This is a genomic window from Streptomyces cinereospinus, assembly GCF_042430725.1.
GTDB classification, from domain to species: Bacteria; Actinomycetota; Actinomycetes; order Streptomycetales; family Streptomycetaceae; genus Streptomyces; species Streptomyces cinereospinus.
Genome location: NZ_JBHMCY010000078.1, coordinates 16,721 through 37,685 on the forward strand (window position 1 = coordinate 16,721; position 20,965 = coordinate 37,685).

Sequence of the window (20,965 nt, forward strand, 5' to 3'; positions counted from 1 at the left end):
CCGAGCCCAGGTCACCGCACACCCGACGACGGCCGACCCAAGACACCACACACACGCAGACGGCCGAGCCCAGGTCACCGCACACCCGACGACGGCCGACCCAAGACACCACACACACGCAGGGGGCTGCCCCGGGTCACCGCACGCCGGCCGCGTCGAGCAGGGCGCTCGCCGTCGTGGTCGCCAGGCCGTCGTCCAGCGCCTCCACCCGCGCCCCGGCGCGCGCGCTGGCCCCGTCGAAGACCAGCAGCAGCTGCCGGGCCAGCAGCTCGGGGTCGAGCGCGCCGCCCAGCTCGGCCTGGGCGCGGAAGGCGGCCCGCAGCCGCTCCTTGACGGTACGGGCGACCACGCTCGCCGGGTGCCCGGGATCCTTCAGCTCGACCAGTGCCGCGAGGTAGGGGCAGCCGTGGTAGTCGGCGTCCGCGGAGGCCTGCTCCAGCCGCGCGAACACGTGCAGGATCCGTTCCCGGGGCGGGCCGGCCTCGCCCGGCCCGGGCAGCAGCCGCGCCTCGTAGCGGGGGATCTGCCGCTCCAGGCTGGCGGCGAGGACCTCGTCCTTGCCGGTGAAGAGCTGGTACATCGACCGCTTGGAGACTCCGGCGGTCCGGCACAGCGCCTCCACCCCGATGGAGACGCCGTCGCGGTAGAAGAGCCCGGCCGCGGCGTCGAGCAGCCGGTCGCGGGGGGACGCCTTGTCAGTCGTGGCCATGGGGTGAGGCTACCGCGCGGCGGCGACAGGGGAAACCGATCGGTATACCCTCGGGGCGGGGCGGGCCGCGAGTGCCGGGCCATGGGGCGACAGGAGCACGGGACGAGCGCTCGGGCAGGAGCCGGACCGACGACGCGGCCCAGGAGGCACGCCTCAGGCGGTGAGCTGCGGGTAGAGCGCCTCCAAGTCCCCCGACAGGCCCGCCTTGACCTGGCGCGAGATGTCGTCGGCGAGCACCTCCAACGCGCCGGACTCGATGCCGTCGAGTGCCTGGGCGGCGACGCCCTCCGGCGTGGACTTCGGCGCGTCGACCCCGGCGGCCATGTCCGTGTCGACCCACCCCACATGGAGGCCGGTGACCTCGATGCCGCGCGGTCCGAGGCCGAGGCGCAGGGAGTTGGTCTGGGACCAGAAGGCGGCCTTGGAGGCGCTGTAGGAGCCGGCGAGGCCGACCCACGACAGCACCGAGTGCACGTTGAGGAGGTGACCGCCGCCGTTGAGTTCGAGGATCGGCACGAAGGCGCGGGTCACCAGGAGCGGGCCGTAGAAGTTGGTCTCGAACTCGCGGCGGACGTCTTCCACGGGCGAGTCGAGGAAGTCGGCGTTCACCGCGGCGCCCGCGTTGTTGATCAGGACCGTGACGTCCTGCGCCCGCGCGGCGGCGGCCTCGACGGAGGCGGGATCGCTCACCTCCAGGGCGAGCGGCACGGCGTCCGGATGCGTGATCGAGCGGGGGTCGCGGGCGGTGGCGTACACCTTCGCGGCGCCGCGCTCGTACAGGGCCGCCACCAGCGCCTTGCCGATGCCCCGGCTGCCGCCGGTGACGAGGGCGACGGAGCCTTCCAGGGTGGTCATGGGGGTGTCCTCACTGTCGCGCGGCCCCGTGGGAGGGGTGCGGGGAGATTAGGAAACCGATCGGTTTCCACGGTTTCGAGCAGCGTAAACCGATCGGTTTCTCAGGGCAAGGGGGAGGGGGGTCTCGGGGATGAGTCGGGGTTCTTCCCCGATGTCCGGTCCGCCGTCCGTTCCCTACGCTCGTGGCGACGGAGGGGGATGTGATGAAGGCAGTGGTGCAGGACCGGTACGGCGGGTGGGACGTGCTGGAATACCGGGAGGCCGACCCGCCGGTGCCCGCGGCCGGCGAGGTGCTGGTGCGGGTGCGCGCGGCCTCGGTGAACGCCTACGACTGGCACCTCATGCACGGCGATCCCAAGATCGCCCGTGCCGCGCTCGGGCTCCGCAGACCGAAGGCGGCCATCCGGGGCCGGGACTTCGCCGGGGTGGTCGAAGCGGTGGGCGGCGCGGTGCGGGGACTGGCCCCCGGCGACGAGGTGTACGGCGAGGCCGACGGGGCGTTCGCGGAGTTCGTGTGCGTCGCGGACGGCGCGGTGGACCGCAAGCCGGCCGGCCTGACCTTCGAGCAGGCGGCCGCGATGCCACTGGCCGCCAACACCGCGCTGGTCGGCCTGCGGGACGTGGCCCGGGTGCGGCCGGGCGGCACGGTCCTGGTGAACGGCGCCTCGGGCGGGGTCGGCACGTTCGCCGTGCAGATCGCCAAGGCGTACGGGGCGGAGGTCACCGGCGTGTGCAGCACGCGGAACGTGGACCTGGTCCGCTCCCTCGGCGCGGACCGGGTCGTCGACTACACCCGCGAGGACTTCACCCGCGCCGGGCGGCGGTACGAGGTCGTGCTGGACCTGGTGGGCAACCGGTCCCTGGGCGAGTTCCGGCGCGCCCTCACGCCGGAGGGCACGCTCGTGCTGTCCGGCGGGGGCGTCTACGAGGGCGGCAGCCTGCTCGGCCCGATGACGCTCTTCTTCAAGCGGCGCGCGCTGGCCCCGTTCGTCCGTCAGAAGCTGCTGGAACTGCCGGCGAAGCCCAGCAAGGAGAACCTCGCGGCGCTGCGCGAGCTGGTCGACGCGGGGAAGGTCGCCCCGGTCGTGGAGCGGACGTATCCGCTGAGCGAGGCGGCGGAGGCGATCCGGCACGTCGCGGTGGAGCACGCGCGCGCGAAGATCGTCGTGGTCGTGTGAGCGGTCCGCGCGGCGGGCGTACGGGCTCGTCCGTACGCCCCGGGTGCTACCGCTGTTCCTCCTTCGCGTACTGCCTGGCCATGGCGCCCGCGAAGTCGTACGCGACGACCTGCTCGTCGCCCACCACCCAGGCGTCGTGCCCGGGCGGGCAGACGAAGACGTCGCCGGGACCGACCTCCTGCTCGGCGCCGTCGTCCATGCGGATGCGCAGTCGGCCCTGGACGACGTAGCCGTTGTGGTGGATCTGGCAGGAGTCGGTGCCCGCGAGCGGGGCGACGGACTCCGACCAGCGCCAGCCCGGTTCGAACGTGGCCACCGCGAAGTCGAGTCCCGAGAGGTGGACGGCTTCCAGGTGGCCGCGCGGGAAGTCGCGCCGCTCGTCCGGTTTGTCGAGCGTCTTCACCTCCAGCATGACCGGTCCTCCTTTCCGGCCGGGCTGTCGGTCCCCGGCGCGCGCCCCGGGGTTCGCGGGCGGCGCCGCCGAGGGCCGAGCCCTCCCTCTCATGGTCCGCCCGTAGGGCCCCGGGCCGCCACCGGCCGCTCAGTCGCCGCCCGCGCACAGCCGGGCGAACCGGTCGGCGTCGACGTTGCCCCCGGAGACGATCACGCCGATCCGGCGCGGGAGGCGCTCCACCCGGCCGGAGAGCAGGGCGGCCAGCGGGGTGGCGCCGCTGGGCTCGACGACGATCTTCAGCCGCTCGAAGGCGAACCGCATCGCGGCCCGGATCTCGTCGTCGCCGACCAGCGCGACGCCGTCGACGAGCCGCCGGTTCACGGAGAAGGTCAGCTCGCCGGGCGTGGGCAGCGCCTGCCCGTCGGCGATGGTGCGCGGCACCGGGACGCTGACGCGCCGGCCCGCTTCCAGCGACCGCTTGGTGTCGTCCCCGGCCTCCGGCTCCACCCCGATCACCCGGATGCCGGGGTGCAGGCCCTTGGCCACGGTGGCGCTGCCGGCGATCAGCCCGCCACCGCCGACCGGGGCCAGCAGCGCGTCCAACTCACCTGTCTCCTCCAGCAGTTCCAGCGCCGCGGTGCCCTGCCCGGCGATCACGTGGGGGTGCTCGTACGGCGGGATGACCGTCAGGCCCCGCTCCGCGGCCAGGGCCTCGGCGAGGGCGACCCGGTCGCCGGTGTAACGGTCGTAGGTGACGATCTCGGCGCCGTACCCGGCGGTGGCCGCCCGCTTCGAGGCCGGGGCGTCCTCGGGCATCACGATCACCGCGGTGGTGCCCAGTTCGCGGGCGGCGAGGGCGACGGCCTGGGCGTGGTTGCCGGAGGAGTAGGCGACGACGCCCCGGGCCAGCTGCCGCGGTGTGAGCCGGGAGGCGGTGTGGTAGGCGCCGCGGAACTTGAAGGCGCCCACGCGCTGGAAGTTCTCGCACTTGAGGTGGACCTCGGCACCGACCAGGGCGTCGAGGGTGCGGGAGCGCAGGACGGGGGTGCGGTGGGCGACGCCCTTCAGCCGTGCGGCGGCGTCCCGGACGTCGTCGAGGGTGACGGGCGGGGTGGTGGTCGTCACGGGCGGGCTCCTTCGGGCGCCGGGGCAGGGGTCCGGGCGAGCCCGTGCGGCGCACCGCGCCGCCGGGCCTTTCCCCGGCCGGCCCCGCGTCCAGGACCGGAATACCCATTCTTGGACTCGAAGTCTAAACCGAGACACCGAGTCCACGCCAGCGTCGACGGCACCGCACTGGCACACCTGCCCGCCTCGTGAAGACCCGCCTGAGCAGTCTCCAGTCCGTCGCCGACGAGCCGCAGGTCCCCTCAAGATCCCGCTCAATATCCTCGTCTCCGCGAACTGCGGGAGCCGATGGGGTCAGCGAGCGGGCAGGACGAACTCGGGCTGGTCGAGCACGCGCAGCCAGCTTCCGTCGGGCTGGCGCCGGACGACCTGCGCCCGGGCGCCGGCCCCGTCCTTCGGCGGGGTCGAGGTGAGAGCGACGTCCCCGCTGACCAGCGTCGGAAGGGGTGGTTCCGGCTCGAAGCGGGGGGCGTTGGCCAGTACCTTCTCCCATAGCGCGCGAATCGCATCCCGCCCCACCGTCAGCTCGCCGGGCGGGTAGGCCATGACTGCATTCTCTTCGTACAGCGCGGCGACCCCGGTGGCGTCACCGGCGTTGGATCGCTCGACGAACAAGCGGGTGATGTCTTCCGGCCGCATGGCCTTCTCGTACTCCGGCACGGGTTCCTCCCGACGCAGCAAGACTCCGACGCCTCACAGCCTGGTCGCCCGCCAGGCAGAAGTCCAACAGGTGGATGTTCTGCAAACTAGAATCTGTACTCATGGAACTGAGGCAGCTGGAATACCTCGTCGCGGTCGCCGAGGAGCAGAACTTCACCCGTGCGGCCGAGCGTGTACACATCAGTCAGTCCGGCATCAGCGCCCAGATCCGCCAGCTCGAACGGGAACTCGGTGCCGAGCTGTTCGACCGGTCGACCCGGACTGTCACCCTCACCGTCGCGGGGAAGGCCGCGCTCGAACACGCCCGCACCGCACTCGCCGCAGCCGGGGCAGTCGGCCAGGCAGTGGGCGAGGTGACCGACCTGATCCGCGGCCGGCTCACCGTCGGGATGGTGATCGGCTGCACCCTCACCCCACTGTTCGACGCCCTCGCCGCATTCCACAAGGCGCATCCCGGTGTGCAGATCTCACTGCTGGAGGACAGTTCCGACCGGCTCGCCGACGGGGTACGCACCGGCGCCGTCGACTTGGCGCTCATCGGGGCCGCAACCGCCACCCCCGACGGGCTGGACGCGCTGACAATCATCAGCGAACGGCTCATCGCCGCCGTCCCGACCGGGCACCCCCTGGCGAAACAACGGCGCATCACCCTGAGCGACCTGATTGCCTACCCGATCGTATGCATGCCACCGGGGACCGGCCTGCGCGCGGTATTCGACCAGGCTTGCGCCGCACACGGCCTCCAACCCTCGATCACGCTGCAAGCCAGCGCCGCGGATGCCGTCGCCGACCTCGCCGCCCGCGGGCTCGGCGTCGCCATCCTCAGCAACTCGATGGCCGCGAGCTACCGCGACCGGCTCACCGCCCACACCATCGACGGTGTCGAGACACCAGCATTGCTCGCCCTGATCTGGAAGAGCGCGCACAACCCCCCGGTACGCGAGCTGCTCGTGCACAGCCGCCAGGCATTCACGGACTTTCTGTCGCTACACCAGTAGAGGCCGACCAGCGGCTTCACAGCGAACCCTCGGTGCCGTCCCCTACATGTTCCTCAACCCCCTTCTCCACCACCCGCCGGGTGACCCCGGCCACCCAGTACGCCCGCCACCCGTTCGGACCTGGCGCGCGCGCCGCGTCCCGGGCGCGGCGCGGCGTGTGGCCGAAGGCCCGGCGGAAGACGTCGATGAACGCGCTCGCCGGTCCTGCCGCCCGTCCTGAGCCGGCTGCTGTGCCGCACCCTGCCCGAAGCGGCGGAGCCGGAGCACCTGCCGGGGCGCGGGCGGCGCGGCGCGGGACGGCGGGAGCGCTCCGGCCGGGCGCAGCCGTCCCTGACCTGCGGCGCCCGGCTGCCCCGGGCCCGCCCGTGCTCAGCGCCGGTACAGCGCCACCAGCGTTCCGTCGGCGACCTCCCGCCGCTCCACCGTCTCGTGCACCTGCCCGGCGTCCGGCGCGTCGGGCAGCACGCACGGTTCGGACAGGGCGTAGAGCCGGAAGTAGTAGTGGTGCGCCTCGTCCCCCGGCGGGGGATGCGGGCCGCCCCAGCCCCGTTCGCCGTAGCCGTTGACGAGTTCGGTGCCGCCGGGCGGGATCTGCCCCGCCGCCACCCCGTCGCTGTGCGGGTCGATGCCGACCACGATCCAGTGCGCGAAGGTGCCCGACGGGGCGTCGGGGTCCTCGCACAGCAGCACCAGCTCGGTCGCGTCGTCGGGGACGCCGCTCCACGCCAGCGGGGGCGACACGTTCTCCCCCTCGTACGCGTAGTGGCGCGCGATGAAGGAATGGTCGTCGAACGCGCTGCTTCTGATGTCGATTCCAGCCATGCGGTCCGAGTAACCGCGGAGGGGCCAGGACTCACGTGCTCCGCGGGGACCAGACCGCCGTGAGCGTCCCGTCGGGCTCCGGACGCGCCCGGACGCCCGGGCTGATCCGGCCGAGGAGGGCGCACAGCCACATGCGGTCCCGTGCGGGGGCGTGCTCCAGCCGCATCCGCCGCGCCCGCAGCGGCACCATGCGCAGGGCGGCCAGCCGCCCGGTGTCCGCGTCCAGCGTGGCGAGGTAGGCGAGCCGGAGGTCGTCGCGGTACTCCTCGTAGCCGGGGATGCCCTCGTAGTCGTCGACGAAGTCGCCGCAGCCGTGCAGGATCAGCCGGTCCCGGTGGACCTCCAGCGGGCGCGGGTGGTGCGAGGAGTGGCCGTGCACGAGGTCGACGCCGCCGTCGACCAGGGCGTGCGCGAAGCGGACCTGGTCGCGGGGGACGAGGTAGCCCCAGTTGGAGCCCCAGTGCACGGAGACCACGGCGAGGTCACCGGCCCGCTTGACCCCCCGCACGCGCCGGACGACGGCCTCGGCCGTGCCGGCCGTGAGGCCCCCGGCGTGGGCGACCCCGGGCCGGCCGTCCTCGGTGGCCGCCCAGTCGGGCGGGACGCCGCTGGAGCGGGTGCCGAGGGCGAAGACCAGCAGGCGCCCGCCGTTCGCGAGCGGGGTCACGGCGGGCGCGCACGCCTCCGCTCCGGTCCGTCCCGCGCCCGCCGTCCGCAGGCCGGCGCCGCCGAGCGCGTCGAGGGTCTCCAGCAGTCCGGGGCGGCCGAAGTCCAGGACGTGGTTGTTGGCCAGGACGCACACGTCGGGGCGGGCCACCGTCAGCGCGGGCAGGTTGGCCGGGTGCATCCGGTAGTGCACCTGCTTGCCGGGGGCGAACGAGCCGCACCGCGTGACCGCCGTCTCCAGGTTCACGATCCGCGCGTCCGGCGCGGCCTCGTCCAGCACCCGCAGCGCCTCGCCCCACGGCCACGACGGGTCGACCGGCGCCGGGATCGGGCCGCTGACCGCCTCCGCCAGTGCCACGTAGTCGCGGGCGTCCGTGATGTACCCCTCCCGCAGTTCCGGATCGCCGGGGTGCGCGAGGATCTGGTCGACGCCGCGCCCGAGCATCACGTCCCCGCAGAGGAACAGCGTCACGACTCCGCCGCCCATGCATCCCACCCTAAGAGGTCGGCGGGCCGGAACGAGGTCGCCGGTGAGGGGGACGTCCGGATGTCCGGAGTCGCCGACGACGGCGAGCCGCGGCCCCCGTGGCCCGGGCTGCCACTGGCCGCCCACCAGGGGCGGCAGCGCGACACCGGAGGCCGGCCCACGAGTCCGGTCGAGGGTTCCCGCGACGGTGTGCACGGCGACCGTCACGTCATGGGCGCGGCCGCCGTCGCGGACGTGCGCGAGCCGGGGGCCGGTGCGCGCGGGACGTACGGCAACGGGGCCCACGGGGTGCCCGCGCTGCCGGGCGCCATGCTCTACCTCGGCTGCGGCCGCGCCCGACTGCCGCTGCGCGCCGAGTCGGACGCCGGGATGCTGCTGCTCGGCGGCGAACCGTTCGCGGAGGAGCTGATCATGTGGTGGAACTTCGTCGGGCGCAGCCGGGCGGAGATCGAGCAGGCCCGCGCCGACTGGCTGACGGGCGGCCGGTTCGGCGAGGTGAGGGGGTACGACGGCGCCCCGTCGGCCGCGCCCGAACTCCCGGCGACGCCGCTGAGGCCGCGCGGACGCTTCTGTTAGTGGAATATTCAACCATCCCTGGTGGTTGACGTGCCTCGAAGGAGGTCACGAGTGGACACGACGTACTACGACCACGGAACACCGGCCGAGCGCTGGGACCGCGCGCGGATGTTCTTCGACGCCCGGCAGTACACCGCCGCGGCCCGCGTCCTGGGCCGGCTGGTCGAGGAGGTGCCGGGGCAGACCGGGCCGCGGCTGCTGCTGGCGCGCGCCTACTACCACTCGGCCCAACTGCGCCGCGCGGAGAGCGAGTTGCGCGTCATCGTGGAGCGCGACCCGGTGGAGCACTACGCCCGCCTGATGCTCGGCCGCACGCTCCAGCGCCAGGGGCGGCACGGGGAGGCGGAACAGCACCTGCGGATCGCCTCCGCGCTCGCGGGCGACTTCGGCGACCGCGCCTGACGGACCCGCCCCGGCCCGCCGGGAACCCGGCCCGGCCTCCCCCCGGGGGCCGGGTCGTCCCACGCCCGGCGGCCCGGCCGGCCCACCGCGGGCCGGCCTCGGCGGTCGCGGCCTACTCGGCCGCCCCGGCCGCCCCGGCCGGCGCCGCGTCGGCGGGCCCGTCGGCGGTGCCGTACGTCCGCCGCCCCCGCCGGTGGGCGATCTCGCCGAGGACCACGTCCACCACGACGAACGCGGCCAGCGGCAGGCCGAGCAGCGGGACGAAGTAGCCGATGACGGCGACCACGGCCAGCAGCGGGACCAGGAGCCGCGGCGGCACCTGGGCCCAGCCGCCGCGCGGGACCGGCCGGCCGAAGGCGGAACCGCGGCCGCGCTGCCACCACATGCGGTAGCCGAGCACGATCAGCACGATGAGGCAGAGCGCGAGCAGCATCAGGGCGATCTGGTTGACCAGCCCGAACAGGACGCCGGTGTGCAGGTCGATGCCCCAGCGGGTCAGCTTCGCGAGCAGCGGATAGTCCGCGAACCGCAGCACGTCCGTCACCGCGCCGGTCGCCGGGTCGATGGCGGCCGAGTCCTGCTTCTCGGGCCAGCTGCGCTGCACCTGTTTCACCACGTACGCCGAGCTCGCGTCGGCCGGCGGGACGATCTCCACCGGGTCGCCCAGCCCCTCGGCCCGGGCGGCGGCGAGCACCTTGTCCAGGCCGACGCCGTGCTCACCGCTGCCGCCGGAGCCCGCCGCGGCGCCGTGGCCCCCGTGGTCGCCGCCCGCCGACGCCGCCACCGACGGCGTGGAGTGGCCGAGCGAGGTGCGCAGTTCGTCGATGTGCGCGCCGGCGTACGTCGACCAGGTCAGGCCGGTCACGGACAGGAAGACGAACCCGGCCGCGGCCCAGACGCCGATCGTGCCGTGCAGGCCGAGGCTGCGGCGCCGCCCGCTGGTGCCGCGCACGGTGCGCAGCGCGCGGCGGCGGGAGAACCACAGCACCAGACCGCCCGCCGCGATCACCCACAGCCAGCTCGCGGCGAGTTCGCTGTAGAGGCGGCCGGTGTCGCCGAGGTGCAGATCGCGGTGGAACTCGTCGATCCAGGTGCGCAGCGGCAGCGCCCCGGCGGAGCCGTACTGCTCCAGCGCGCCGCGCACCTCCCCGGTGTACGGGTCGACGAACACGGCGAGCGTGTGGCCCTCGCCGACGCCCGGCACGCCGGACAGCAGCACGCGCGTGGTGGCGTCGTCCTGCGGTGAGGGGCGTACGGCCGAGACCGCGCCCCGGGGGTGAGCCTCACGGGCGGCGGCCACCTGTTCGGATATCGGCATCTTGGCGTCGCCGACCGCGGGGACGGTCATCTCGTCGGCGTACACGATCTGCTCGGCCTGGAAGGACCCGGCGTACAGGAAGCCGGTGGTGGCCGCGACGAGCAGGAACGGGGCGACGAGCAGCCCGGCGTAGAAGTGCAGCCGCAGCACGAGCGGGCGCAGTGACGCCCACCCACCGGGTCTCGGCGGCGCGGCGGTCGGCCGGACGGCCTCTTCCGTGCGGGTCGGGGGGGTGATGGTCATCGGCGGTTCTCCGGGGAACGGGGACGGTTCTCGGCCGTAGCGATGCAGTAGTCGGTGGCCGGCCGCACGGAGTTCCCGGAGAGTCAAGTGACCTGGCTCACACGATGCGGGGGCATGGCATGCTGGGGCGATGCCCGCTGCCCGAGACCGCATGCCGCTCGCCGAGCGCGTCGAGCAACTCCTGGCCCCCGGCGGCCCGTTGACGGTCGTCGCGGCCGGCGATCCGGTGCTGCGGCACCCGGCCGAGCCCTTCGACGGGCAGCTGGAGCCCGCGCTGCTGGCCCGGTTCGTCGAGGCGCTGCGCGTCACCATGCACGCGGCCCCCGGGGTCGGCCTGGCGGCGCCGCAGGTCGGCGTGGCGCTGCGGATCGCGGTGATCGAGGACCCGGCGCCGGTGCCGCAGGATGTGCGGCTGGCGCGCGGGCGGGTGCCGCAGCCGTTCCGGGTGCTGGTGAACCCCTCGTGCCGGCCGGTCGGCACCGCGCGTGCCGCCTTCTTCGAGGGCTGTCTGAGCCTGCCGGGGTGGCAGGCGGTGGTGGCCCGGCCCGGCCGGGTGCGGCTGACCGGCTCGGACGAGCACGGCCGCGCGCTGGACGAGGAGTTCACCGGGTGGCCCGCCCGGATCGTGCAGCACGAGACGGACCACCTGGACGGCGTGCTCTACGTCGACCGCGCCGAACTGCGCTCCCTGTCCGCGAACCGGACGGTGGCGGAACGCTGGGCCCAGCCGACGCCCGGGACGGCCGCGCGGGAGCTGGGCTTCGACCTGCCGGAGTGAGCCCGGCGCGGTCAGTTGTCCCGGTAACCCTCCAGCAGCCGCAGCCACACCTCGCTGATCGTCGGGTACGCCGGCACCGCGTGCCACAGCCGGCTCACCGGCACCTCACCGGCGACGGCGATGCTCGCCGAGTGGATCAGCTCCCCCACGCCCGGGCCCACGAAGGTCACGCCGCGCAGGATCTCGCGCTCGACGTCGACGACCATCCGGGCGCGTCCGCGGTAGCCGTCGGCGTACAGGCCGGCACCGGCGACCGAGGAGAGGTCGACGTCGACCGCGCGGACCCGGTGACCGGCCTGCTCGGCCTCCGCCAGCGAGAGCCCGACGGCCGCCGCCTCCGGGTCGGTGAAGACGACCTGCGGCACGGCCGTGTGGTCGGCGGTGGCGGTGTGCGCGCCCCAGGGGTCGTCCAGGGCCGGTTCGCCGGCGGCGCGGGCGGCGATGGCGGCGCCCGCGATCCGGGCCTGGTACTTGCCCTGGTGGGTGAGGAGGGCGCGGTGGTTGACGTCGCCGACCGCGTAGAGCCAGTCGGTGCCGCCCACGCGGAGGCTGTCGTCGACGGACAGCCAGGAGCCCGGTTCCAGGCCGACGGTGTCGAGGCCGATGTCGTCGGTGCGCGGGGCGCGGCCGGTGGCGAAGAGGATCTCGTCGGCCTCGACGCGGTCGCCGTGGCCGGTGACGGCGACGACCGTGCCGTCCTCGCGGGCCACCGACTCGACCGAGGTGCCCGTGCGGATGTCCGCGCCGGCCTCGGTGAGCGCCTCGGCGACCAGTTCGCCCGCGAAGGGCTCCATCCGGTTCAGCAGGCCCTTGCCCCGTACCAGGACGGTCACCCGGGAGCCGAGGGCCTGCCAGGCGGTGGCCATCTCGGTGGCGACCACACCGCCGCCCACCACGATCAGCCGGCCGGGCACCTCATGGGCGCCGGTCGCCTCCCGGCTGGTCCACGGCCGCACGTCGGCGAGTCCGGGCAGGTCGGGCAGGAGGGCGCGGCTGCCGGTGCAGACGGCGACGGCGTGCCGGGCGGTCAGGGTGCGCCGCACCCCGTCCGGACCGGTCACCTCGACCGTGCGCGGTCCGGCGAGGCGGCCGTGGCCGCGGTGCAGGTCGGCGCCGATGCCGTCGAGCCACCGGACCTGGCCGTCGTCCTGCCAGTGGGCGGTGTGCTCGTCGCGGTGGGCGAGGACCGCGGGCGCGTCCAGGTCGCCCTGCACCGCCTGGCGCAGACCGGGCACCCGGCGGGCGTCCGCGCGGGCGATGACCGGGCGCAGCAGGGCCTTGCTGGGCATGCAGGCCCAGTACGAGCACTCGCCGCCGACCAGTTCGCTCTCCACGACCGCGGTGGACAGGCCGGCCGCACGGGTGCGGTCGGCGACGTTCTCCCCCACGGGCCCGGCACCGAGCACAATCACGTCGTAGGCGATGGATTCCGTTTCCGTCATGGGGTCAGTCTGGTGGGTGGTGTGGCGCGTGGCCATACGGGTAAGCGCGCCGTTACATGATCGGCCACGCGCGGAATACCCCACGGTCCGCCCGTGTTTCCGCCGACGGCCTCGCTCGCCCCCCACACCAGGAAGCAGGGATCACGCCATGAGCCGGACTGTGGAGCTCACCAAGGAGAACTTCGACCGGACGGTCACGGACAACGACTTCGTCCTGATCGACTTCTGGGCGTCCTGGTGCGGGCCGTGCCGTCAGTTCGCCCCGGTCTACGACAAGGCGGCGGAGGACAACCCGGACCTGGTGTTCGGCAAGGTGGACACGGAGGCGCAGCCGGAGCTGGCCGCCGCCTTCGGCATCCAGTCGATCCCGACGCTGATGATCGTGCGCGACCGGGTCGCCGTGTTCGCGCAGCCCGGTGCCCTGCCCGAGGCCGCGCTGGCCGACGTCATCGGCCAGGCCCGCAAGCTCGACATGGACGAGGTCCGCAAGGCGGTCGCCGACCAGCAGGGACAGGAGCAGCAGGGCGGCGGCACGCTCTAGAAGGAACGCTCTGGGACACTCTGGAACGCTCTGAGACGCTCTGAGACGCTCTGGAAGGAGCACGCCGCCACGTCCGGCGCGGACCGTCGTCCAGCGCACCTCGGTGAACGCCTCCAGGCCGGCCTCGCCGCCGAAGCGGGCGCCGGTGCCGGGCGCGGCGGTCCCGCCGAAGGGTGCCACCGCCCCGTCGTTCACCGTCCGGTCGTTGATGCGGACGATGCCGGTCGGTACGCGCTCGGCCATCACGGCCCGGACCGGGACCCGCCGGGTGAACGACAGCCGGGGCACCTCGCTGGGCAGCACGTCCCCGGTCGGGCGGGAGGCGGGGCCCGGCGGCCTCGTAGCACTCCCAGCGGCAGGGCGGCCCTCCGTTCACCACGTGCCGGGCACACCTTCGACTATGCGTCCCTCGGCGGGGCCGGGCCCTTGCGGGCCGGGCCCGGTGCCGGCCGCGGACCGCGGGCCCGGCGGCGGTGCCCGCCGCAGGTCACGGGCCCCCGGCCCCCGGTCTCGGCTCAGCTGGAGTCTCGGTGCACCACCGTGGCGCCCAGCACCTCGTGCCGTTCGGGCGCGGCACCCGGATCGCGGACCGCGCGGTCGACCAGTTCCGCCAGCTCCCGGCCGGACGGCAGCTCGATGTGGACGGTGCTGAGCCGGGGCCGCAGCAGCCGTCCCAGCATCAGGTCGTCGGCGCCGATCACCGCCGTGTCCTCGGGGATCCGCACGCCCTCGTCCTGAAGGGCGCGCATCAGCAGCATCGCGTACTCGTCGTTGTAGGCGAACACCGCGTCGAGGCCGAGCCCGCGCCAGCGCGCGGCGAGCCGGGCGGCGGCCTCCTCCGTGTAGCCGAGGGGCAGTTCGGTGACGACCGCGTCCGTGCCGCGCAGCGCCTGGCGCACGCCGTCCAGGCGGGGCGTGGAGTACGCCTCCAGGCCGGACTCCTCGGGGACGACGACGCCGATCCGGCGGCGGCCCCGGGCGTGGAGGTGGCGGGCCGCCTCCCGGCCGACGGTCGCGTGGTCCATGAGCAGGGCGTGCGCGCCCTCAACGCCCGTCGGGCCGAGGGTGACCACGGCCCGGGCGCCGGAGCGCTTGAGCACGGCCACGCCCTGCGGGCCGAGGCCCTGCCCGGGCACCAGGACGGCCACCGGCCGCAGCTCGGCCCAGGCGCGGGCGGCATCGTCGCCGTGCAGGCCGAGGGCGCCGTGCTGGACGACCGTGTAGTCGAGGCGGCTCAGGGCCCACTGGAGCTCGTTGAGGAACTGGCCGTGGAGCGGCCCGACCGGGATGGCCGGGGCCGGCATCAGGACCATCCGGCTGTGCCCGGCGCGCAGGCTGCGGGCGGCCGCGTGCGGGACGTACCCGAGCTCCTCGGCGGCCTCGTGGACCCGGCGGCGCGTGGGCTCGCTGATCCGTACCGCGCTGGTGTTGTTCAGGACGTACGAGACGGTCGCGCGGGAGACGCCGGCCAGCCGGGCCACATCGGCGCTCGTGGGCACCGAGCGCTGGGCAGGGGGCGCGGACGCGGACGTGTTCGGTATCTGCACCATGACGTACCGCATCTTGGCAGAGGCGGCGGGCGGTGAAACGGGCGGGGGAACGTGCTCCCTCTTTCAACTGCCGAACACGTTCGTGGCGAACTTGTTCGCGACGAACGTGTTCGTTACGCTGGTGCCATGCCGACTTCCCCCCACACCCCCCGCAGCCGCCGCGAGCGCCCGGCCAAGCCGGCCCTCACCCGGGAGGGAATCGTGGCCGCCGCCGTGGCGGTGCTGCGCGCCGAGGGCCTGCGGAAGGTGACCATGCGCCGGCTGGCCCAGGAGCTCGACACCGGCCCGGCCTCGCTCTACGTCTACGTCCGCAACACCGCGGAGCTGCACGCGGCCGTCCTCGACGAACTGCTCGGCTCCGTCGGACCGGCTCCGGCCGCCGGCACCTGGCGGGAGCGCCTGGAGCACGTGCTCACGGCGTACACCGCGATGCTCTTCGAGCATCCGAGCCTCGCCCGCTCCGCGCTGACGGCCCGCCCCGGCGGCCCGCACTACCTGAGGCTGATCGAGACCCTGCTCGCCCTGCTGCACGAGGGCGGCGTGCCGCCGCGGCAGGCGGCCTGGGGCGTGGACCTGCTGCTCCAGCACGCCACCGCGACCGCCGCCGAGCACACCGAGCAGGACACCGCGCCCGGCAACCAGGACGACTGGGACGCCCTGGCGCGTGCGGTGCGCGGTGCGTCGGGCGCCACTCACCCGCGGCTCGCGGCGGTGGCCGGCGACCTGCTCACCGGTTCGCCCGAGGCCCGTCTGTCGTGGACGTTCCAGGCGCTGATCAGCGGCATCGAGCGGACCGCCGTACCGCAATGACCCCCAAGGAGGGCCTCATGAACACGCACCACCCCATAGCCGTCGTCGGCGGCGGACTGGGCGGGCTCGCCCTCGCCCGCGTGCTGCACGCGCACGGCGTCGAGTCGGCGGTCTTCGACCTGGACGCCTCCCCCACCGCCCGCGCCCAGGGCGGCATGCTCGACATCCACGAGGACTCCGGCCAGCGGGCCCTGCGCGCCGCGGGCCTGTGCGAGGAGTTCCGCGCGCGCGTCCTGCCGGGCGGCGAGGAACTGCGGGTGCTCGACCGGCACGGCGAGGTGCTGCTGGCGCAGGCCGACGACGGCCGGGGCGGGCGGCCCGAGATCGACCGCGGCGACCTGCGCGGCCTGCTGCTGGACGCACTGCCCGAGGGCACCGTCCGCTGGGGCGCCAAGGTGACCGGAGCGCGCCCGCTGGGCGGCGGCCGGCACGAGGTGTCCCTCGCCGACGGCACGTCGTTCACCACCGACCTGCTGGTCGGCGCCGACGGCGCCTGGTCGCGGATCCGCCCCCTGGTCTCGGACGCCCGGCCCGCCTACACGGGCGTGTCGTTCGCGGAGGCCGACGTCCGGCATCCGGTGGCCGACGAGGTGGTCGGCGGCGGATTCCTGTTCGCGCTGGGGCCGGGCCGCGGCTTCCTCGCCCACCGGGAGACCGACGGCAAGGTGCACGTGTACGCGGCGGTCGAGACCGGCGAGGACTGGCTCACCGGCGTGGACTTCGCCGACACCGCGGCGGCGAGGGCGTACGTCCTGGAGCGGTTCACCGGGTGGGACGAGCGCCTGCGGGCGCTGGTCGGGGAGGCCGAGGGGCGGCTGGTGCCCCGGGCGATCCACGCCCTGCCGGCCGGGCACCGCTGGGACCGCGTCCCGGGCGTCACGCTGCTCGGCGACGCGGCCCACCTGATGTCCCCGTTCGCGGGCGAGGGCGCCAACCTCGCCCTGCTGGACGGGGCGGAGCTGGCCCTGTCCGTCGTCGCCCACCCGGCGGACCGGGAGGCGGCGCTGGCGGAGTACGAGGAGCGGCTGTTCCCGCGCAGCGCGGCCGCCGCGGCCGAGTCGGCGCGCAGCGCCCGCGTACTGTTCCGCGAGGACGCCCCGCGGGGCCTGCTGGACCTGTTCGCCGCGCACGCGTGACGGATCGGCCCTGGCACCGCCCCCGCCTGACAGGGCCGCCCCTCGCACCGCCCCCGCACGACGAAGCCAATCCCCTCACCGCCCCCGCATGACGAAGCCAACCCCCTCACCGCACACCCGCGACGGGGGCAGGCTGCTCGCCGCGCGCCCGCCGCGGTGGCGGGCCCGCTCACCTGGCGCCCGCGAGAGTCGAGCCCACCGGCCAGACGCCCGCGAAAGTCGAACCCACCGGCCAGACGCCCGCGAGGTCAAGCCCACCGGCCACTTGGCCGCGAAGGGGCGGACGCGCACCGCATGCGGCAAGGGGAGCAGCCCCGCACCGCACACCGCGACGAGAGCAGCCCCGCACCGCACACCCGGGAGAGCCGTACCGCGCACCCGTGCTGGGCCGAGCCCTTCAGCAGGCCGGGTCGGCGTGGGACGGCTCGGGCGGGGCGGGCTGTTCGGCCCGGGGCGTCGCGGTGGCCGGGCACTCGGTGCGGGTCACCCGTGCCACCAGGTCGACCCACCCGGCCTCCAGCCGCTCCAGCGGCATGCCGCAGTGCCGGATCAGGTGATGGACCACGGCGGGCTCCAGGTAGCCCATCAGCGTCTGGGCGAGCAGATCGCAGTCCGCGCCGGGGACCACCTGGCGCAGCAGCAGGACCAGGTGCCCGTGCAGCAGGCGCAGCGACGGCGCGGTGTACCGGCGGTCGGGGCCCAGTTCCGCGGCGAGCTGGAGGTCCAGCTGGTCCACCGACCGTCTGAGCGACGCGCAGCCGAACGCGTGCAGCCGCTCCACCGGCGGCGCGCCCGGTCCCAGCGGCGGCGGCCCGCCGAGGAACGCGGCCTGGAACTTCCTCTCGGAGTGGTCGAGCAGCGCCGTCAGCAGCCCGACCCGGTCCCCGAACCGCCGGAAGACCGTCCCCTTGCCCACCGACGCGGCCGCGGCCACCGCCTCCATCGTCAGCGCCGCCGCCCCGTGCTCCGCGACCAGCCGCCCGGCGGCCTCCAGCAGCCGGGCGCGGTTGCGGGCGGCGTCCGCGCGCAGGCACTGCTCCTCGACGGGCGGGCCGAGTTTCAGCAACTGCGGCGTTTTCGTGGGCTCAGGAGGGTCCGGGATGGGTGGCAGGGAGACGGACATGAAGACAGCGTAAAGCACCGGGAACAAACTGGACCGCGGTCCGGTTAGGGTGCTACAACATTAAACGGACCTCGGTCCGGATTACTCATCCGCGTTTCGCCCGCTCCCTACCTTGGAGTTTCCATGTCCGTACGCATCCTCGCGCTCGTCGGCAGCCTCCGCGCCGGTTCGCACAACCGCCAGCTCGCCGAGGCCGCCGTGAAGCTCGCCCCCGAGGGCGCCGACGTCCAGCTGTTCGAGGGCCTGGCCGAGATCCCCTTCTACAACGAGGACATCGACGTGGAGGGCAGCGTGCCGGCCACCGCCGTCCGGCTGCGCGAGGCCGTCGGCTCCGCCGACGCCCTGCTGCTGTTCACCCCGGAGTACAACGGCACCATCCCGGCCGTGCTGAAGAACGCCATCGACTGGCTGTCCCGCCCGTACGGGGCCGGCGCGCTCACCGCCAAGCCGGTCGCCGTGGTCGGCACCGCCTTCGGCCAGTACGGCGGCGTCTGGGCGCAGGACGAGACCCGCAAGTCGCTGGGCGTCGCCGGCGCCCAGGTGCTGGAGGACGTCAAGCTCTCCATCGCGGGCTCGCTGACCCGGTTCGCCGAGACCCACCCGGCCGACGACACCGAGGTCGCCGCGCAGCTCGCGGAGGTCGTGGCGCGCGTGCACGGGCAGGCGGCCGGGCAGAGCGCCTGACCGCGGTCCCCGGACCCGGCCGGCTCCGACCCGAACCGAGCGGGGGCGGGGCCGGCCGCGTCCCGGGCTCCGCCAAACCGGCCTGGCGGCAGCGTAATTGACGGTTCAACCGGCTCTTGCCGGCTTGCGGATCGTCCGGGCCGGAACGACGATGGAAATGACCCGTTCGGGCCATCACCAGAACGCACATCACCGCGGCGGCGACAGTGCATGCCGCCGGCCTCCGCTCCCCGCCCGACGTCCTGGTCGACGACCGCTGCCGCTGCCTCGTGGAGGGAGCCGGCATGACCACGCATGCGGCGCCGGAGGCAGGCGTGCCCCGGTATTGCGCCCAACCACCCCAGACCCGGCCGCTGTTGCGGCCCGACCTCAGCCCCGACCGGGCCAAGGCGATCCTGCTGATCCGCACCAAGTGGGTCAACGGCACTGTGCTGCACTACGGGTTCCTCGACGAGGCCGGTGTCCTCGTCGGCGGCGACGAGCAACGGGACGAGGTCCGGCGGGCCTTCCAGGAATGGAAGGAACTGGGCATCGGGCTGGAGTTCCACGAGGTGCCCGACCCCGCCGACGCCGAGGTGCGCATCTCCTTCCTGGAGGGCGACGGCTCCTGGTCGTACGTCGGCCGGGACGTGCTGCTGATCGGCGTACGCGAGCCCACCATGCGCTTCGGCTGGGACCTGACCAGCCGGTACGGCAGGGCGACCGCCCGGCACGAGATCGGCCACATGCTCGGTCTGGCGCACGAGCACCAGAACCCGTTCGCGGGCATCGTCTGGGACGAGGAGAAGGTGTACGCCGAACTCGGCGGCCCGCCCAACAACTGGCCCCGGGAGACCACCTTCCACAACATCCTGCGCAAGCTGGCCCAGGACGAGGTCACGGGCTCCGTCTGGGACCCCGACTCGATCATGCAGTACGGCTTCCCGGCCGGGCTGATCCTGGAACCCGAGCGCTACCGCGACGGCATCGACGCGCCGCTCGCCCTCTCCGCGGTGGACAAGGAAAGGGCCCAGCAGTGGTATCCGGCGGTCAGCGCCCGGCCCGCCAGGCTCCAGCCGTTCCAGTCGCAGCCGCTGCACCTCTCCTCCGGCGAGCAGGCGGACTTCGAGCTCGTCCCGCCGGAGACCCGCAGGTACGAACTCGGCACGTTCGGCGACAGCGACGTGCTGACGGTGCTGTTCGAGGACGTCGACGGCGAACTGCGTTACGTCACCGGCGAGGACGACAGCGGTGACGACCGCAACGGCCGGCTCACGGTCAAGCTCCTCAAGGGGCGCCGCTACGTGGCCCGCACCCGCCTCTACTCCGCCTGGGGCAGCGGCGGCACGGCGTTCATGTACTGGTGAACGACGAGGAGGAACGGCGATGTCCGCCACGAGCACCACCGCGACACTCCGGGTACCCGCCGGGCTGCGGCCCGGCGGGGTCCGCTCGGGGAACCACCCCTGGAGGATCCGTCTGGTCGAGCACCCGGCGCGCGACGAGTCGTCGCACTTCCGGGCGGCGAAGAGGACGGCCAAGAAGATCGTCGCCGAGCTGGACGACGCCGAGCTGCCCTACGGCCACCGGCCCACCGGTACCGAGCACTGGCAGATGCACCACGGCGGCAGCCTGTGGGTCAAGGGCCGGCACGGCTGGCGGATGTACCGCGCGCGGGTCGGCATCGAGTGGAGCATGCAGTTCTGCGCCGACCCGGTGAAGGTGGACCGGCTGCGCCGGGAGGCCGCCGAACTCGTCGACGCCTTCCCGCTCACCCTGCCCGCGCTGGCGGAGCTGGGGTACGACCGCGCCGAGGCGCTGCTGCGCACACCGGTCCGGGACGCCGACGACGTCGAGGCGTGGACCGACTCCCTGTTCAACGCGTGTGTGCCGCACACGGCCGGGCACCACCAGGGCATCCTGCCGAAGGTGCCCGGCGAGCACCACTACCCCTGGCCCGTCAAGGGCGCCGACTTCTTCCGGTTCGACGACTTCCAGCTGTGGGTCGCCCTGCCCGACGGGATGCACGCGGCGGTCGCCCCGGTGGACCGCCGGGGTTCGGGCGACGGGCACGTACGGCTGATGCACGTGCCGGAGGGCAGCATGGCGGCCGACACGCTGGCCGAGGCCCAGGAGGGTCACCTGATGGCGGTCCTCCCGCCCAACAGCTCGGCCGCCCTGCAGGCCTTCCGGCAGCAGATCCCCCGGGGCAGCCGGACGGCGTCCGCCACGACCGCGCCGGACGGCGCACTCCGGGGCCGCCGGCACCTGGCCGACCGGAGGGACCGCCCCTAGACCACTGAACTCACGTACGACACACCGGTGTTCAGGGGGCGGACGTGTCCGGGTCGGCAGGGCGGGAACCCGAGGAACCCCAGCCGGGGGCCACAAGCGGGCCCCCGCGGCCGCAGGGGGCACCCCCGCCGGCCCGGCCCCCGCAGGAGCCGCCGTACGCCCCGGCGCTCCCCCCGCGGTGGCCGTCCGCACCC

At 74.4% G+C, this 20,965-nt stretch carries 21 protein-coding genes and 2 pseudogenes; 11 read left to right on the forward strand and 12 right to left on the reverse strand.

What is annotated here, in order from left to right:
* Positions 1-136: 136 nt before the first annotated feature.
* Together ACFF45_RS29685 and ACFF45_RS29690 are read right to left on the reverse strand one after the other, a co-directional pair.
* A complete protein-coding gene (locus ACFF45_RS29685; protein WP_381349790.1) occupies positions 137-709 on the reverse strand; it encodes a TetR/AcrR family transcriptional regulator in 573 nt (190 codons plus the stop codon).
* 153 nt (positions 710-862) lie between these two features.
* Entirely contained in the window at positions 863-1,564 is a 702-nt protein-coding gene (locus tag ACFF45_RS29690; RefSeq protein WP_381349791.1) for an SDR family oxidoreductase, read from the reverse strand.
* 203 nt (positions 1,565-1,767) lie between these two features.
* Here ACFF45_RS29690 and ACFF45_RS29695 point away from each other — a divergent pair, with 203 nt between their 5' ends.
* Positions 1,768-2,742, forward strand: a complete 975-nt coding sequence (locus tag ACFF45_RS29695) for an NAD(P)-dependent alcohol dehydrogenase (RefSeq protein ID WP_381349793.1) — start codon at positions 1,768-1,770, stop codon at positions 2,740-2,742.
* Between the two features lie 46 nt (positions 2,743-2,788).
* Here the strand turns inward: ACFF45_RS29695 and ACFF45_RS29700 are convergent, their stop codons facing one another.
* From ACFF45_RS29700 to ACFF45_RS29710, 3 genes are all read right to left on the reverse strand, one after another.
* Positions 2,789-3,154, reverse strand: a complete 366-nt coding sequence (locus ACFF45_RS29700) for a cupin domain-containing protein (RefSeq protein WP_381349794.1) — start codon at positions 3,152-3,154, stop codon at positions 2,789-2,791.
* A gap of 129 nt (positions 3,155-3,283) precedes the next feature.
* Positions 3,284-4,261: a pyridoxal-phosphate dependent enzyme gene (locus ACFF45_RS29705; protein ID WP_381349795.1), complete on the reverse strand. Its 978-nt coding sequence runs from the start codon at positions 4,259-4,261 to the stop codon at positions 3,284-3,286.
* A 294-nt stretch (positions 4,262-4,555) separates the two neighbouring features.
* Positions 4,556-4,921 (reverse strand): YybH family protein, encoded by a 366-nt coding sequence (locus tag ACFF45_RS29710; protein WP_381349796.1) that lies wholly within the window; start codon positions 4,919-4,921, stop codon positions 4,556-4,558.
* Positions 4,922-5,022: 101 nt separating this feature from the next.
* On the opposite strand from ACFF45_RS29710, the gene ACFF45_RS29715 reads away from it, so the two are divergent.
* Positions 5,023-5,919 (forward strand): LysR family transcriptional regulator, encoded by an 897-nt coding sequence (locus ACFF45_RS29715; RefSeq protein ID WP_381349798.1) that lies wholly within the window; start codon positions 5,023-5,025, stop codon positions 5,917-5,919.
* A gap of 369 nt (positions 5,920-6,288) precedes the next feature.
* On the opposite strand, the gene ACFF45_RS29720 is transcribed toward ACFF45_RS29715, so the two are convergent.
* Complete coding sequence (locus ACFF45_RS29720; protein WP_381349800.1) at positions 6,289-6,741, reverse strand: YbhB/YbcL family Raf kinase inhibitor-like protein; 453 nt, start codon at positions 6,739-6,741, stop codon at positions 6,289-6,291.
* A 31-nt stretch (positions 6,742-6,772) separates the two neighbouring features.
* Positions 6,773-7,894, reverse strand: a complete 1,122-nt coding sequence (locus tag ACFF45_RS29725; RefSeq protein ID WP_381349802.1) for a CapA family protein — start codon at positions 7,892-7,894, stop codon at positions 6,773-6,775.
* A 285-nt stretch (positions 7,895-8,179) separates the two neighbouring features.
* Here ACFF45_RS29725 and ACFF45_RS29730 point away from each other — a divergent pair.
* Both ACFF45_RS29730 and ACFF45_RS29735 read left to right on the forward strand, forming a co-directional pair.
* A pseudogene (locus tag ACFF45_RS29730) lies at positions 8,180-8,470 on the forward strand (pirin-like C-terminal cupin domain-containing protein); the annotation flags it as partial.
* A 51-nt stretch (positions 8,471-8,521) separates the two neighbouring features.
* Positions 8,522-8,872 (forward strand): tetratricopeptide repeat protein, encoded by a 351-nt coding sequence (locus ACFF45_RS29735; protein WP_381349804.1) that lies wholly within the window; start codon positions 8,522-8,524, stop codon positions 8,870-8,872.
* A 112-nt stretch (positions 8,873-8,984) separates the two neighbouring features.
* Here the strand turns inward: ACFF45_RS29735 and ACFF45_RS29740 are convergent, their stop codons facing one another.
* Positions 8,985-10,433: a PepSY-associated TM helix domain-containing protein gene (locus tag ACFF45_RS29740; RefSeq protein WP_381349806.1), complete on the reverse strand. Its 1,449-nt coding sequence runs from the start codon at positions 10,431-10,433 to the stop codon at positions 8,985-8,987.
* A gap of 130 nt (positions 10,434-10,563) precedes the next feature.
* Between ACFF45_RS29740 and ACFF45_RS29745 the strand changes: the two genes are divergently transcribed.
* The gene (locus ACFF45_RS29745; RefSeq protein ID WP_381349807.1) at positions 10,564-11,211 is read left to right on the forward strand and encodes a peptide deformylase; all 648 of its coding nucleotides are present in this window, start codon (positions 10,564-10,566) and stop codon (positions 11,209-11,211) included.
* A gap of 11 nt (positions 11,212-11,222) precedes the next feature.
* Here the strand turns inward: ACFF45_RS29745 and ACFF45_RS29750 are convergent, their stop codons facing one another.
* On the reverse strand, positions 11,223-12,653 hold the full coding sequence (locus ACFF45_RS29750; RefSeq protein ID WP_381349808.1) for a dihydrolipoyl dehydrogenase family protein: 1,431 nt from the start codon (positions 12,651-12,653) through the stop codon (positions 11,223-11,225).
* Between the two features lie 148 nt (positions 12,654-12,801).
* Between ACFF45_RS29750 and trxA the strand changes: the two genes are divergently transcribed.
* Positions 12,802-13,194, forward strand: a complete 393-nt coding sequence (gene trxA, locus ACFF45_RS29755) for a thioredoxin (RefSeq protein ID WP_381349809.1) — start codon at positions 12,802-12,804, stop codon at positions 13,192-13,194.
* 78 nt (positions 13,195-13,272) lie between these two features.
* Here the strand turns inward: trxA and ACFF45_RS29760 are convergent.
* Positions 13,273-13,437: pseudogene (locus tag ACFF45_RS29760) on the reverse strand (aldehyde dehydrogenase family protein); the annotation flags it as partial.
* A 272-nt stretch (positions 13,438-13,709) separates the two neighbouring features.
* A complete protein-coding gene (locus ACFF45_RS29765; protein ID WP_381349810.1) occupies positions 13,710-14,744 on the reverse strand; it encodes a LacI family DNA-binding transcriptional regulator in 1,035 nt (344 codons plus the stop codon).
* Between the two features lie 126 nt (positions 14,745-14,870).
* On the opposite strand from ACFF45_RS29765, the gene ACFF45_RS29770 reads away from it, so the two are divergent.
* Together ACFF45_RS29770 and ACFF45_RS29775 are read left to right on the forward strand one after the other, a co-directional pair.
* Positions 14,871-15,554 carry a TetR/AcrR family transcriptional regulator gene (locus ACFF45_RS29770; RefSeq protein WP_381349812.1) on the forward strand — a complete coding sequence of 228 codons (684 nt, stop codon included), beginning with the start codon at positions 14,871-14,873 and terminating at the stop codon, positions 15,552-15,554.
* 17 nt (positions 15,555-15,571) lie between these two features.
* Positions 15,572-16,690, forward strand: coding sequence for an FAD-dependent oxidoreductase (locus ACFF45_RS29775; RefSeq protein ID WP_381349813.1), 1,119 nt, complete (start codon positions 15,572-15,574; stop codon positions 16,688-16,690).
* A gap of 397 nt (positions 16,691-17,087) precedes the next feature.
* On the opposite strand, the gene ACFF45_RS29780 is transcribed toward ACFF45_RS29775, so the two are convergent.
* The gene (locus ACFF45_RS29780; RefSeq protein ID WP_381349814.1) at positions 17,088-17,813 is read right to left on the reverse strand and encodes a TetR/AcrR family transcriptional regulator; all 726 of its coding nucleotides are present in this window, start codon (positions 17,811-17,813) and stop codon (positions 17,088-17,090) included.
* Positions 17,814-17,936: 123 nt separating this feature from the next.
* On the opposite strand from ACFF45_RS29780, the gene ACFF45_RS29785 reads away from it, so the two are divergent.
* The 3 genes from ACFF45_RS29785 to ACFF45_RS29795 all read left to right on the forward strand — a co-directional run bounded on the left by ACFF45_RS29785 (position 17,937) and on the right by ACFF45_RS29795 (position 20,771).
* Positions 17,937-18,497, forward strand: coding sequence for an NAD(P)H-dependent oxidoreductase (locus ACFF45_RS29785; RefSeq protein WP_381349816.1), 561 nt, complete (start codon positions 17,937-17,939; stop codon positions 18,495-18,497).
* 284 nt (positions 18,498-18,781) lie between these two features.
* Positions 18,782-19,843 (forward strand): M12 family metallopeptidase, encoded by a 1,062-nt coding sequence (locus tag ACFF45_RS29790; RefSeq protein WP_381349817.1) that lies wholly within the window; start codon positions 18,782-18,784, stop codon positions 19,841-19,843.
* A 19-nt stretch (positions 19,844-19,862) separates the two neighbouring features.
* On the forward strand, positions 19,863-20,771 hold the full coding sequence (locus ACFF45_RS29795; protein ID WP_381349818.1) for a DUF6424 family protein: 909 nt from the start codon (positions 19,863-19,865) through the stop codon (positions 20,769-20,771).
* Positions 20,772-20,965 lie beyond the last annotated feature (194 nt).

Bases quoted from the DNA above. Each gene is read 5' to 3' on its own strand.
- ACFF45_RS29690 (WP_381349791.1), bottom strand. From the start codon at position 1,564: ATGACCACCCTGGAAGGCTCCGTCGCCCTCGTCACCGGCGGCAGCCGG.
- ACFF45_RS29740 (WP_381349806.1), bottom strand. From the start codon at position 10,433: ATGACCATCACCCCCCCGACCCGCACGGAAGAGGCCGTCCGGCCGACC.
- ACFF45_RS29750 (WP_381349808.1), bottom strand. From the start codon at position 12,653: ATGACGGAAACGGAATCCATCGCCTACGACGTGATTGTGCTCGGTGCC.
- ACFF45_RS29695 (WP_381349793.1), top strand. From the start codon at position 1,768: ATGAAGGCAGTGGTGCAGGACCGGTACGGCGGGTGGGACGTGCTGGAA.
- ACFF45_RS29765 (WP_381349810.1), bottom strand. From the start codon at position 14,744: ATGGTGCAGATACCGAACACGTCCGCGTCCGCGCCCCCTGCCCAGCGC.
- ACFF45_RS29795 (WP_381349818.1), top strand. From the start codon at position 19,863: ATGTCCGCCACGAGCACCACCGCGACACTCCGGGTACCCGCCGGGCTG.
- ACFF45_RS29715 (WP_381349798.1), top strand. From the start codon at position 5,023: ATGGAACTGAGGCAGCTGGAATACCTCGTCGCGGTCGCCGAGGAGCAG.
- ACFF45_RS29725 (WP_381349802.1), bottom strand. From the start codon at position 7,894: ATGGGCGGCGGAGTCGTGACGCTGTTCCTCTGCGGGGACGTGATGCTC.
- ACFF45_RS29780 (WP_381349814.1), bottom strand. From the start codon at position 17,813: ATGTCCGTCTCCCTGCCACCCATCCCGGACCCTCCTGAGCCCACGAAA.
- ACFF45_RS29785 (WP_381349816.1), top strand. From the start codon at position 17,937: ATGTCCGTACGCATCCTCGCGCTCGTCGGCAGCCTCCGCGCCGGTTCG.
- ACFF45_RS29720 (WP_381349800.1), bottom strand. From the start codon at position 6,741: ATGGCTGGAATCGACATCAGAAGCAGCGCGTTCGACGACCATTCCTTC.
- trxA (WP_381349809.1), top strand. From the start codon at position 12,802: ATGAGCCGGACTGTGGAGCTCACCAAGGAGAACTTCGACCGGACGGTC.
- ACFF45_RS29745 (WP_381349807.1), top strand. From the start codon at position 10,564: ATGCCCGCTGCCCGAGACCGCATGCCGCTCGCCGAGCGCGTCGAGCAA.
- ACFF45_RS29700 (WP_381349794.1), bottom strand. From the start codon at position 3,154: ATGCTGGAGGTGAAGACGCTCGACAAACCGGACGAGCGGCGCGACTTC.
- ACFF45_RS29685 (WP_381349790.1), bottom strand. From the start codon at position 709: ATGGCCACGACTGACAAGGCGTCCCCCCGCGACCGGCTGCTCGACGCC.
- ACFF45_RS29770 (WP_381349812.1), top strand. From the start codon at position 14,871: ATGCCGACTTCCCCCCACACCCCCCGCAGCCGCCGCGAGCGCCCGGCC.
- ACFF45_RS29775 (WP_381349813.1), top strand. From the start codon at position 15,572: ATGAACACGCACCACCCCATAGCCGTCGTCGGCGGCGGACTGGGCGGG.
- ACFF45_RS29790 (WP_381349817.1), top strand. From the start codon at position 18,782: ATGACCACGCATGCGGCGCCGGAGGCAGGCGTGCCCCGGTATTGCGCC.